Source organism: Bacillus carboniphilus, assembly GCF_039522365.1.
Classification (GTDB): Bacteria; Bacillota; Bacilli; order Bacillales; family JC228; genus Bacillus_BF; species Bacillus_BF carboniphilus.
On sequence record NZ_BAAADJ010000004.1, the window covers coordinates 134850 to 147313 of the forward strand.

The following is a 12464-nucleotide window of genomic DNA, read 5'->3' on the forward strand; positions in this document are numbered from 1 at the left end:
ATGTGACGGTTTCAACTTTCCTCAAAGGTTCGGTTGGTTGGACTTTGTTTTTTTGTTTTGGAGTAGATTTGGATGTAAAAAATAATAGCCATTAGAATTCCTGCCGTATCCCACACCATATCTAGGATCCGGCCATCTCTTGAAAAAAGGGGTTGAAGTAATTCCGTCACTACCGCTAGGCATATCCCAATCGTCAAAACCTTGATCCAATTACAAATAGATAGAAGTAAAAGGGTCAGGATAAAAAAGCATAGGGCATGTCCTATTTTTCTCCAGATATAGTCGGCTTCGATGGTTGATGGAAAATCTAGAAGTTGGTTGAATTGGATGTTGTGATTTATTTTAAAGTGTATGGTGCCTTGGCTAAGTAGCGCCTCTAGACTTGAGGTACTGGTAAATAAAAAAATCGCGACTGCACATGTGATTGCGGTTATCACTTTGATTGCCTGTGTCATGAGTAGTCTGTTCTCCCATAGTGTTTTTTACCATTATGGGATTTTGGGGTGGTTGTTATACTGGAGGGTTGGTCCTCTCTATTTTTCAGGTACATATCCTATTTATTAAACAAACGTTTGTTTAAACTCCTGTATCCCTTGTGTCCGTTAAGTTCCAGCAATTAAACAAACGTTTGTATAAACTTTGCAACAAAAAATTCGGGGCGTGACTAGTCCCTTTCGAAAATCACGAATCCCGAATTCTCTGCACTTCTTTCATCAATTCTTTTCCAATAACTGATTCGTATTTATCATAGATCGGCTTTAAGTTTTCCATCCATTTTTCTTTTTCCCAATCCAGTAAGATGTGAATGTTAAGGGATGTATTTAGTTTCAGTTCTCTCATATGTTGGTCGTTTATTTCAATCGAATGGCGTCTGATCCAGTCCGTCGTCTGTTTAAGTGCCTCTTCGATTTCGACTTGATATACCTCGGGAAGCTTATCCCAGAACTCTTGGTTCATTACGACAACGTACCCAAGGTAGCTATGGTTACTAACGGTTAAGTAGTTTTGGTTTTCAAATAACTTTTTAGAGTAAATATTTGAAATGGTATTCTCATGACCATCAATAAATCCGACCTGCAGATTTTCATACGTCTTATTGAACGGTAAAGAGCTTGTAGCGGCACCTAATGCTTGGTATTGATCCTGGATGATGTCACCTGGCATGGTTCGGAAGTGAAGACGGTTGAAATCTCCTGGTGACACAAGTGGCCGTCTATTATTGGTTATTTGCTTAAACCCGTTGTACCAAAAGGTTAGACCCTTCACACCCTCTTGATTTTCAAGCCTTGCAAGTAATGTTTTTCCAATTTTTCCTGTAAAAGCTTCTTCTACCTGTTCATAGTCATTAAAAGCAAAAGGCAGGTCAAACACTTGGAATTCTGGTACATAGGGTGAAATTTTGGATGTCGCTGGGATGATCATCTGAACATTATTATTCTTGAGGGCATTCCACTCGTTAATATCTGAATAGAGTGAACCATTTGGATAAATTTCTACTTTCACATGGCCATTTGTATTTTTCTCTACCAGATTTTTAAATCGCCGAACGGCCTTACCCTTTGGTGTGTTTTCTGACACAACATGACTCACTTTAATGACGATTTGATTCTTTAGATTTTCTTGTTCATCATCATATTCTAATGGCTGTGTGGCTGATTCTGGCTGAAACCCCACCAAAAATGCACTCGCAATTCCGGAAAAAATCACAACACATATGAAAAGAAATGTCCGCATGGTTTTCCCCCTTTCTATTCGAAAAAATTTCGTGGCGTGCCCGACACCTGTCAGATTGTCTATTCTGATGGTACAATAGATTGTAGAAAATCGGAAGGAATTATGATGAGATGATTGCGAAGCATATGCCCATTCGTTGGAAGATGACAATCTTATCTTTTGGGGTCGTTTTATTTTCTCTAGTAATCGCCCTGATTATTTTTGTGGGAAAAGTGATTGAGATCAGAGAAGATGAATTGGGAAACCAAGCCCTGCTTATTTCGCGTACGGTTGCGAACCTTCCTACTGTAAAGGAACATATTCAGTCCTCTAGTGTATCAAAAGGCTGGAAAGAAATTCAGCCAATTGTAGAGAACATTCGAACTGTAAATGGTTCGGATTACATCGTTGTTTTAAATATGAATCGAATTCGATACTCCCATCCCTCTCCAGACATGCTCGGAACTTTATCTTCTGGTAAAGACGAGGGGCCAGCTTTTGCAGAACATAGTTATACTAGTAAGGCAAAAGGAGAGTTGGGAACAGCTATACGAGGTTTTGTTCCCATCATGAATGATAGTCACCAGCAAATTGGAGTAGTTATCGTGGGAATGATTGTTCCATCTGTGTGGGAAATTATTGGTCCTATGAAAAAAGAGCTTTTTATCATGAGTGTGATTACTCTTCTCTTTGGAATAATCGGGTCCTGGCTTTTAGCAAGGCATATTAGACGGGAAACCTTTCAGCTTGAACCACATGAAATAGCTAAGCTACTTGTTGAAAGGACTGCAACTTTCCAAGCAATGAATGAAGGAATTATTGCAATTGATATCGAGAAACGAGTTACTGTTTTTAATGAAAAAGCGAAAGAAATCTTGTCCATTGATGGGGATGTGGAAGGCCAACTGATTTCTGAAGTTCTCCCCGACACCAAATTACCAGATACTCTTACCTCAAAAGAACCTATCTATCATGAGGAATTACGCTTAGGTGAAAAAATTGTGCTAAGCTCCAGAGTTCCGATTATGGTAGACGGACAAGTTGTGGGTGCGGTGGCGATTTTTCAAGACCGGACTGATATGACTAAGCTTGCTGAAGAGCTCACGGGTGTAAGAACGTTTGTCGAGGCTCTCAGAGTTCAAAACCATGAACATCAAAATAAACTTCATACGGTTGCAGGGTTAATTCAGTTGGACGAAGGGGAAAAAGCACTGAATTACATTTTTCAGTCCACTGAAGAAGAAGCGAATATGATTAAGTTCTTAACGGACAGGATTAAAAATGATAATCTGACCGGATTGTTACTAGGTAAAATTAGACGCAGTAAAGAACTTGGGATTGAGTTGAAGTTTGACCCGGATAGCTTTTTGTCCAAGCTCCCTTCTCTTCTGGACCAGCATGACCTTGTTGTCGTTTTAGGGAATTTGATAGAAAATGCTTTTTTTGCTTTGAAGGGTTCTCGGAAGGAAAAGAAGCTGGTACACGTTATAATAGAAGAAACTGATAACAAACTTCACATTGTAATAGAAGATAACGGTAGCGGAATTGCTGAAGAGCACCTCCCTTATATTTTTGATAAAGGGTTTACGACCAAAGGAAAAGAAGGCTCAGGAATTGGTTTATATTTGATTAAAAAGATCATTGAAAAATCGGGAGGTAAGATTTTTGTTCAATCCCGTTTAGGCGAAGGAACAGAGTTTTCATTGAATTTTCCGATGAATGGAGGGTTGGAGGATGACGAGGGACATTCAAATCATGTTAATTGAAGATGATCCGATGGTTCAAGAGGTGAATCGAAGCTTCATTGAACGACTGTCTGGGTTTCATGTGTGCGCTGCTGCTTCCAATGGTGTCGCTGGGTTAGAGCAGCTCAAAAATGTACAACCAGATTTAATTCTACTCGATAATTTTATGCCTGAGCAAAATGGAATTGAGACCTTACAGGCAATTCGTAGTCAAGATTTCAATGTGGATGTCATCGTCGTGACAGCCGCCCAGGATAAAGAAACGATCCTTGCAATGAAACGCTATGGTGCCTTCGATTATATAATTAAGCCATTTAAGTTTGAACGTTTAAAGCAAGCACTTTTACAATATAAAGCCTTTAAAGATGAATTGATGGGAGACAAACCGATTGAACAACAGGATTTGGACCATGTTCGTGGCCTGATCCCCTCTAATCCTCATGCGAATTTAAATGATGACTTGCCAAAAGGATTAAATCAGCAAACCTTGCAGCAAATTATTCAATTGTTGTCTAAAGAGGGATCACCCTTGTCAGCAGAGGAAACGGCTGAGCGGATTGGCATAGCACGTGTGACGGCCCGGCGGTATCTAGAATACTTACAAAAAAGTGGACAAGTTAAGCTGGTTGTGGAATATGGAAGTATTGGTCGGCCGATTAATCGGTATCAGTGGGTTTGATGGGTGGATGGGAAGCCTATGGGGCATGATGTGTCTCCGGTAGGCTTTTTTGTATATAATTAGGTTGGTTTTTGTAAATTTGGTGGTGATTGCACCTTCGTTCCCGGAATTGCACCTTCATTCCAGGAATTGCACCTTCATTCCAGGAAATGCACCTTTATTGCCATAGCAGAAGTAAAGGTTCCGATAGACCCAGCAGAATTTCCGATAGCCAACCCATTTTTTCCGATAGACCCGGCAATATTTCCGATAGCCTCCCCATCTTTTCCGATAGACCCAGCAAAGTTTCCGATAGCCAACCCATCATTTCCGATAGACCCAGCAAAGTTTCCGATAGCCTCCCCATCTTTTCCGATAGACCTAGTAAAATTCCCGACAGCCAACCCCGAGTTCTGAATTACAATCCCTAAGTTCTGAATTCACAACCTTGAGTTCCGATTTCCCACCCCTTAGTTCTGAAATCCTGCCCCTAAGTTCCGAATTCCTACCCCTAAGTTCTGAATTCTCACCCCTGAGTTCTGAATTTACACCCCTAAGTTCTGAATTCACACCCCCGAGTTCCGAATTCACACCCCCGAGTTCCGAATTCACACCCCTGAGTTCCGAATTTCCACCCCTAAGTTCTGAATTCACACCACTGAGTTCCGAATTCACACCCCTGAGTCCCGAATTCACACCCCTGAGTCCCGAATTCACACCCCTGAGTCCCGAATTCACACCCCTGAGTCCCGAATTCACACCCCCGAGTTCTAATTCACACCCCTGAGTCCCGAATTCACACCCCCGAGTTCCGAATTCACACCCCAGAGCTCTGAATTCACACCCCCTATTAGTTGCAAAGATTCATAACCTCGCCAACCCACGACCAAAAAGACCAAAATGTTCAATAAGTTCGAAATATCCCAAAAACCCTATGAAAGCGGTAACATGAAACTTACAACATATATAAGGGGGATTTTCTAAATGAAGAAGTTTAAGTTAGTTGCCATTTTAGCTATCTTTTCTTTAATTCTAGCTGCTTGCGGCGGCTCAGATGATGCAGGTAATGGTGGAGACACTGATGGAGGAAGCTCTTCTTCTAGCGAATCAATCGTATTCGGTACTGGTGGAACATCTGGTGCTTACTACGCAATTGGTGGATCTTTAAAGCCTATTTTTGAAGAAAGTGATTTAGTTGGAAATGTAACAGTTGAATCTACTGGTGCTTCTGTTGCCAATATCCAAAACATTAACGATAACCTAAACCAAGTTGCCATTGTGATGAGTGACGTGGTATATGATGCTAGAGAAGGAATTGGTCAATTCGAAGGTAATGCAGTAGACCTTCAAGCTATGGCTGGTATGTACCAAAACGTAGTACAGGTTGTAGCAATGGCTGATAGTGGAATTACTAGTATTGAAGATTTAGAAGGTAAAAGAGTTGGGGTTGGACAAGTTGGTTCTGGTGTTGAGCAAAGTGCTCAAAAGGTTCTAGAAGCTGCTGGTTTAACTTATGATGATCTTAGCAAAGTAACACACACTGGTTATGCAGATAGTGTACAAGAAATGAAGAACGGAACACTTGATGCTGCATTCTTTACATCTGGTGTACCAAATAGTAACATCACAGACTTAATGCTTCAAAACGATGTTGTTTTCGTTGAAATCAAAGGTGAATTGGCTGATAAGCTAATCGAGCTTTATCCATTCTACAAGCCTTACACAATCGAAGCTGGTGACGAAGCGAAGTACAACCTTGAAGAAAAAGTTGAGACAGTTGGAATCCAAAACATGATTGCTGTTTCTAAAGATCTTAGCGAAGACCTAGTGTATGACTTAACGAAACGTTACTATGACTACCTTGGATCTGATGCAGTTGCGGTTATTTCTCTAAACGAAATTAGCCGTGATGACATCGCGAAAGGTCTAATTGCTCCATTACATCCAGGAGCGAAGAAGTTCTACGAAGAAAAAGGAATTCTTGAGTAATAATATGAGGAGGGCATCAACCTTGGTGCCCTTTTTTACAATATGAAAAAGAAAATCTTATTACTTTGTAGTTTGCTTGCTTTTATTTTATTATTGTTTATTCCGATTCCAGCCCTCATGCTAACGACTCAATCAGAAGTCATTAGAATCGAACCATTTCTTAAAAACCAACCATTTTCCATTCGTTGGACCCATTCCGTAGAGAAAGAAGATTGGGAAGAATTTTTTATTATTAAAGACGACACCATTTTGATTGAATCAACACGTTTTAAAACCTTTGGAGCTGGTGTGCCAAATGATGCGGGTGAAAATACATTTATCAAGGATGGATGGGTCTATATGACAGACATCAACCAGCCTATTGGGGAAACATTACGCTTTCAAACAGGAAAAACAACCAATCATCGCTTTCAAATAAAAGGCTCCTATTTGACACTCGAGCCACAAGTATCCTATGAGGTTAAAGTTCAAAAAGTCCCACTCTATCAACTAATGGTACGTCTTGTAAAAGTTAAGTGAGGTGAACATCATGGCTAAAGAAAAGAAGATCAATGTGGAAGAGTTAGACCGTGAAGGAAATACGAGAATTCAGTTTCCGAAAATCATCGGTATTACCCTGACTGTGATTGCAGTAGCGATCTCTCTATTTCATTTATATACGTCCTACGCAGGACCGCTTGTTGACGTAAAACAACGTAGTATTCACTTATTTGGCCTTATGGCTATCGGGTTCTTCTTATACCCTTTCCTTAAAAAAGGAAAAGGTAAACCGGTTCCGTTTTATGATTATATTTTAGGAGCCATTGCACTAGCCGCTGGTGTTTATATGTTCGAAAGTGCTGAACGTATTGCCATGACAGGCGGAAGGATTACTGATTTAGATTTTTACGTAGGTATTGTTATTCTTGTTTTGCTACTTGAGTTAACTCGCCGTGTAACGGGATGGGGATTAACTTTATTAGCAACAGGTTTCCTAGTATATGGAGTTTGGGTGAAGCTTTCGATTTATCCAGAGCTAAACTCTCAAATTACCCTTACCGTTACGAAAAAAGTGATTTCACAGCTCGTGTATATTACGGAAGGTATTTTAGGTACAGCTATTGGAGTATCTGCTAGCTACATTATCTTGTTCATCCTGTTTGGAGCATTTCTGGCACGTTCAGGAATGGGAAGATTGTTCAATGATTTAGCTCTAGCGATTGCTGGACATACAAAGGGTGGACCTGCAAAAGTAGCCGTTATTGCAAGTGGATTCCTCGGTTCTATTAACGGTTCCGCTGTAGCAAACGTTGTAACGACGGGTGCATTCACGATTCCTTTAATGAAAAAAATCGGGTACCACAAGAACTTTGCTGGAGCCGTTGAATCAGCTGCCAGTGTGGGTGGACAAATCCTCCCTCCAATCATGGGTGCTGCTGCCTTTATCATGGCGGAAAACTTAGGTGTCCCTTATACAAAAATTATTTTAGCCGGAATTATCCCAGCACTCCTTTTCTACATTGGAATTTTACTACAAGTGCACTTTAGAGCTTCTAAACGTGGCTTAACTGGAATTCCAAAGTCAGAGCTTCCTTCTGTAAAAGAAGTGTTGGCTGAACGTGGGCATCTATTGATACCAATGTTCATTCTTTTATATCTATTATTCTCTGGTAAAACACCATTCTACGCAGCGTTCTGGTCCATTTTAGCAACCGTTATTATTTCTGGTTCTAAACAAATGTTAACGCTAGCGTCTGGTTTAGGCGTATTCTTTATCTTCCAACCTCAAATCACTGGTCTTTTAACAGGCAAAGGCGCACCAGCACTGAAGAGTGATTGGTGGGAAATGCTACTAATTATAGCAATCCCTCTTGCTATCAATCTAGTAAGAAGAGCTATGAAGCTTGAGGCAGAAGTTGTGGGCTTGAAAGATTGTATGCAGGCTTTAGAAGAAGGCGCGAAAACAACCATTCCAGTTGCCGTAGCGTGTGGAGCTGTTGGTATTGTCGTTGGTGTGGCTTCCCTAACTGGTGTCGCACTAGAGCTTGCGAACAGTATTGTTGGAATTGGAGCGGCGATTGATAGCCCACTCATCCAATTGGTCATTACATTGTTACTTACGATGGTCACGTCCATCATCCTAGGTATGGGTCTTCCAAGTATCCCAACCTATATCATTACAAGTACAATGGCTGCACCGATTTTACTTCAGCTTCCATTGTTCCGTGAGCTTGCTGGCTCAACAGAAACAGCAATTTTCATTGCGCATATGTTTGTATTCTACTTCGGTATATTTGCCAACATCACGCCTCCAGTTGCCTTGGCAGCCTTTGCTGGTGCAGGCTTGAGTGGTGGAGATCCGAACAAGACTGGTTTCCAAGCGATGAAGCTTGCGATTGCTGGATTTATCGTACCGTTCATGTTCGTGTTTGCGCATGAAATGTTGTTCATCGATGCTACCTTTACGAATGTACTTGTTCTATCTGTAACATCCATTATAGGGGTCTTCCTCCTATCGGTAGCGATAGAGGGATATTTGAAAGTTGCCATTCCTGGTTGGTTACGATTGGTGAGTGCCGTTGCAGCACTTCTACTCATCTATCCAGGTTTAGTAACGGATTTAGTAGGACTTACAGCATTTGTTCTTGTCCTTTTCTGGAGCTATAAGGGTAAAAATATAACTAATAACACAAATGTTTCGGCAAAATAAAAATAAGGGCACTTCTCGAAAATGAGAGGTGCCCCTTTTTATGGTGTTCTTTGCACTATATATTCACTTTTACTTTTGCGTTAGTGCTGATTGCCTTTTTCTTTTTTCGATTTTTCATCATTTGTTCAACCGCACCGGATCCAAGTAAGACCCCACCGATAATTAGGACGAGACCGATTAAGTGTATACTTGTGATTTTTTCATTTAACAGGATGGCTGCTCCAATTAAGGAAAATACCGTGTTTAGGTTGATAAAAATGGCTGACTTCGACGGACCTACAATTCCTATGGAGAAGTTGTAGAGCATATGACCAACAGCTGTGGCCCCCATTCCCGATGCTAGGATCGCTAACCAGAAAACGCCAGGTACTGTAGCGAATGCTGCCATTTCCCCTGGTTCCTGAATGAAACCTGTTATGAAGAGGAGAATGGATCCGAATAAGAACATGTATGCCGTTAGTAGCCTAGGATCCATTGTTTTCGCAGCTTTTGTAATAACCATAAAGCTTAGAACCTGTGCAAAAATGGCGAGAAACACAAACAGGTCTCCAAGGGATACAGAAGAGGCCCCACCATTTCCAGCAATGACGGTTAAGGATACTCCCGAGAGGCCAAGTAAGAAACCAATCCACTGCAGTTTAGTTGGGAACAAGCGAAGTATCAAAGATCCAAAAATGGCTGTTAACATGGGGCCGGTTCCTAGAATTAAGCCTGCGTTTGTACCAGAAGTCATAGTTAAACCAACTGAAATAAAATAATGATGAAGTGCAACATTCAATACTGCACCTAAACCAATGTAAAGCCACTCTTTTCGGGAGGGTTTCCGTATTAGACCCATAATGGCGAGAATGATGAAGACCGTAGTAGCTGCAATCAAAATTCGCAAAGCCGTCATGGTCACGGGACCCATCTGTGCAGTGAGATACTTTACAATCGGTAAATTCACACCCCACACAAACATAACAATCGTCAAAATAATATAAATCCGAAGATCCTTCACTACATCAAGCCTTCTTTCAAGTTCTTGTGAATACACATAAGATGCTAAAAAATGTTTCGACTTTCTAAATAAATGTCAATTTATACAATCATACCCTCTCTAACTCTAACAGTCTAGTACTTTAACGTAAAAAAGGACTTTCGACAGGTTGGACTGTAACAGTTCAAAGATACACCATTTTGTTTTTTCCCAATTTGGTAATTATATCCTGTCCGAGTTGGACAAGCACTCCCCAATATTTTTCGCCATATCGTATTATGTCCGAATGTGTTATTTAACAATACGACTAATGACGGAGGGATATTCATGAGTAGGAAATTATTCCTGATGATTACAGCAAGTCTATCAGTAATCTTCTTATTAGGTGGACTGTTATTTGAAAATACTGCTCACGCCAAAAACACAAGTATTCATGTTCATGTAAAGGGAGACGCAGAGCTGGTTGAATCTTTATCCGTAATTTTTAAAGGAGAAGAGTTAGTGCTTGAACCAAAGAGCCCTACCCTATTCTCGGTAAAAAAACCTGAAGACATCGTTAAGCCCGATGTTACTGCAATCGTTGTATACAAAACGGATGGAACCTCTGTGGAGTACAGTCCGGCCATCGACTATGCTGGTGAGGAAGGAAACGGCACCATTAACTATTGGATTGATGTTAAGTCTGAGGTAGCTGAAGAGGAAGAATCAAAGGGTGAAGCTCCTGAAGAGGAGACATCGGCTGACAACGAGTCAGATGATTCTACTAACACTGGTGGCACAACGGAAGATAACCCTACTTCTGGAGAGGCAACGGACTCTGAAACTGGCGTAGAGAACCAAGAAAACGACGATAGCTCTACCCCTACAACTGAAAATGGAGGAGAACTCCCAGACACATCCAGTCCGTGGTTTAACTACCTGCTTCTAAGTGCAATCGTAGCAATTTGTGCTGGTGGTGCATTACTAGCATTAAGAAAAACGGCAAAATAGTCTAGTAAGTTAGGTGAGACCATGACTTTCAAAAAGATTATAACCTGGATATTAGGAGCTACAACCATAATAGCTACTATTTTGACCGCTTATTATGCCTTTCAAATTTTTTCTGACGAGAAAAAAATAAAGGCTTCACTAGAGGAATGGGAATCTCTGAAAGAAACAGCCCGTGTAGAGGCTCCTCCCCATTTTTTCAGAAATGAAGAGGAAGAAAAGAAGACAGAAATAAATGAAAAAAGTATTAACGAAACGGCAACGTCCTCCCTCTACCCAACCCGTCCAAAATTGGATGAAGTTATAGGAAAAATCATAATTCCTTCCATAGATTTATCTGCCCCCATTGTAGAAGGAACGGGGGATGAACAGCTAGCAAAAGGAGTCGGACACTATAGTGGTAGTGTGTTACCTGGTGAGCATGATAACACTGTATTGTCAGGACACAATAATACAGTGTTCAGCCGTTTAGGAAGTGTTGAAAAGGGAGATAAAATTACCATTGAAACATCAGCCGGAACGTTTAACTATAGAATAACGGAACAAAAAATCGTCGACGAGGATGACCGGACTATTATTGTTCCATATGATCATGCAATCCTCACCATCATAACTTGCTACCCACTCGACTTCATCGGCCCAACCCCCGACCGATACATCCTAATCGGAGAACTAATTGAGGGGTAAATTGGTCCCCATTCAACTGACAAATTTCTGAAGATAACATGCACCTGCCGAATGATCTACAAAAGTCAAAAAAGACACTGCCTAATTCATGCAGTGTCTTTTTTGGTTTCTGACTTATTATGCTAGTACAGTAGAGGCTTCTATCAATCCATATTCTCCTTTGTTCCGTTTGTAGATGACGTTCATTTCGTTTGTTTCTGCATTGGTAAATACGAAGAAATTATGGTCCAGCAGGTTCATTTGGAGATAGGCCAAATCAGCTTAGTGTGTTTCTACTGGGATGTGTTTTGGACGATGTCCTTTATTTTTTCTGTTATTTCTCTCATTGATAGCCTTCTTTACGTATGGAATGGCGAATCTATCTACACCATATAAGTAAGTGGCTGCTCCTGCGGCTAGTAAAATCATCGCTACCGTATATAGAATGGGGTTTGTGCTCACTGTTCCTGCCATTAAGAAGTTCAGGTTCATGAAAGCTCCTGCTAGTAAAGCTGGTACTGTTGCTGCTCCTAGAATCAATCCCGTTCCCACTAGTACTTCTCCCCATGGAATTAAGATGTTGAATAAGCCCACATTCGGTAGTGCTACTTCTTGTAAGAAGTTTGCGTACCACCCTTGAACGGCTGGATGCTCACCCGTTGCCTTCCCAATAGCTCCATGAATGAAGCCACTTGCATCAAAGCCTTGTAGTTTTCCGATCCCTGCTTGCAACCATTGAATCCCTAGCCAAACTCTTAGTACTGTCCAAATCACTGCCATTTTAGGTCCTTTTAGAAAATTCATTATATCCATCTCCTTATGATGAGTTGTGTTTGTTTAATGTCCTGATACAGTTTGTGAAGTTTTTCACAAATACCCTCAAAAAAATTTGTTCGTATTATTCATTAGATAAGCCAGCTAGCTTTAGTAGTTTTGTTTGTGAAGTGTTTCACAAACTTTCTACACTTCGAATATACTCCCTTTTCAACCAAAATACAAGGTAGTTCATAAACTCTTCACAATCAAAAAAATTATACC

12 protein-coding genes and 1 pseudogene are annotated in these 12464 nt (G+C 40.7%); 7 read left to right on the forward strand and 6 right to left on the reverse strand.

Features of this window, described 5'->3' with window-relative positions; all coding sequences use genetic code 11:
• Nucleotides 1–11: 11 nt before the first annotated feature.
• Together ABDZ91_RS01905 and ABDZ91_RS01910 are read right to left on the reverse strand one after the other, a co-directional pair.
• On the reverse strand, nucleotides 12–455 hold the full coding sequence (locus tag ABDZ91_RS01905; RefSeq protein WP_343795824.1) for a VanZ family protein: 444 nt from the start codon (nucleotides 453–455) through the stop codon (nucleotides 12–14).
• A 226-nt stretch (nucleotides 456–681) separates the two neighbouring features.
• Nucleotides 682–1734 (reverse strand): DctP family TRAP transporter solute-binding subunit, encoded by a 1053-nt coding sequence (locus ABDZ91_RS01910; protein ID WP_343795826.1) that lies wholly within the window; start codon nucleotides 1732–1734, stop codon nucleotides 682–684.
• A gap of 110 nt (nucleotides 1735–1844) precedes the next feature.
• On the opposite strand from ABDZ91_RS01910, the gene ABDZ91_RS01915 reads away from it, so the two are divergent.
• Both ABDZ91_RS01915 and ABDZ91_RS01920 read left to right on the forward strand, forming a co-directional pair.
• On the forward strand, nucleotides 1845–3479 hold the full coding sequence (locus tag ABDZ91_RS01915) for an ATP-binding protein (protein ID WP_343795827.1): 1635 nt from the start codon (nucleotides 1845–1847) through the stop codon (nucleotides 3477–3479).
• Complete coding sequence (locus ABDZ91_RS01920) at nucleotides 3448–4137, forward strand: response regulator (RefSeq protein ID WP_343795829.1); 690 nt, start codon at nucleotides 3448–3450, stop codon at nucleotides 4135–4137. Before ABDZ91_RS01915 ends, ABDZ91_RS01920 begins: the two co-directional genes overlap by 32 nt.
• Nucleotides 4138–4274: 137 nt before the next feature.
• On the opposite strand, the gene ABDZ91_RS01925 is transcribed toward ABDZ91_RS01920, so the two are convergent.
• Nucleotides 4275–4520: a hypothetical protein gene (locus ABDZ91_RS01925; RefSeq protein ID WP_343795831.1), complete on the reverse strand. Its 246-nt coding sequence runs from the start codon at nucleotides 4518–4520 to the stop codon at nucleotides 4275–4277.
• Between the two features lie 580 nt (nucleotides 4521–5100).
• Here ABDZ91_RS01925 and ABDZ91_RS01930 point away from each other — a divergent pair.
• The 3 genes from ABDZ91_RS01930 to ABDZ91_RS01940 are packed head-to-tail and all read left to right on the forward strand — an operon-like array spanning nucleotide 5101 to nucleotide 8794.
• On the forward strand, nucleotides 5101–6105 hold the full coding sequence (locus ABDZ91_RS01930) for a TAXI family TRAP transporter solute-binding subunit (protein WP_343795833.1): 1005 nt from the start codon (nucleotides 5101–5103) through the stop codon (nucleotides 6103–6105).
• Between the two features lie 42 nt (nucleotides 6106–6147).
• Nucleotides 6148–6624, forward strand: a complete 477-nt coding sequence (locus ABDZ91_RS01935; protein WP_343795836.1) for a DUF1850 domain-containing protein — start codon at nucleotides 6148–6150, stop codon at nucleotides 6622–6624.
• Between the two features lie 10 nt (nucleotides 6625–6634).
• Nucleotides 6635–8794, forward strand: coding sequence for a TRAP transporter permease (locus ABDZ91_RS01940; RefSeq protein ID WP_343795838.1), 2160 nt, complete (start codon nucleotides 6635–6637; stop codon nucleotides 8792–8794).
• A 55-nt stretch (nucleotides 8795–8849) separates the two neighbouring features.
• Here the strand turns inward: ABDZ91_RS01940 and ABDZ91_RS01945 are convergent, their stop codons facing one another.
• The gene (locus tag ABDZ91_RS01945; RefSeq protein WP_343795840.1) at nucleotides 8850–9794 is read right to left on the reverse strand and encodes a DMT family transporter; all 945 of its coding nucleotides are present in this window, start codon (nucleotides 9792–9794) and stop codon (nucleotides 8850–8852) included.
• A gap of 306 nt (nucleotides 9795–10100) precedes the next feature.
• Here ABDZ91_RS01945 and ABDZ91_RS01950 point away from each other — a divergent pair, with 306 nt between their 5' ends.
• A complete protein-coding gene (locus ABDZ91_RS01950) occupies nucleotides 10101–10763 on the forward strand; it encodes an ICP22 family protein (RefSeq protein ID WP_343795842.1) in 663 nt (220 codons plus the stop codon).
• Nucleotides 10764–10784: 21 nt separating this feature from the next.
• The gene (locus ABDZ91_RS01955; RefSeq protein ID WP_343795844.1) at nucleotides 10785–11447 is read left to right on the forward strand and encodes a class D sortase; all 663 of its coding nucleotides are present in this window, start codon (nucleotides 10785–10787) and stop codon (nucleotides 11445–11447) included.
• Nucleotides 11448–11564: 117 nt separating this feature from the next.
• On the opposite strand, the pseudogene ABDZ91_RS01960 reads toward ABDZ91_RS01955, so the two are convergent.
• Both ABDZ91_RS01960 and ABDZ91_RS01965 read right to left on the reverse strand, forming a co-directional pair.
• Nucleotides 11565–11699, reverse strand: a pseudogene (locus ABDZ91_RS01960) (sigma 54 modulation/S30EA ribosomal C-terminal domain-containing protein); the annotation flags it as partial.
• Between the two features lie 9 nt (nucleotides 11700–11708).
• A complete protein-coding gene (locus tag ABDZ91_RS01965) occupies nucleotides 11709–12230 on the reverse strand; it encodes a DoxX family protein (RefSeq protein WP_343795846.1) in 522 nt (173 codons plus the stop codon).
• Nucleotides 12231–12464: the final 234 nt, after the last annotated feature.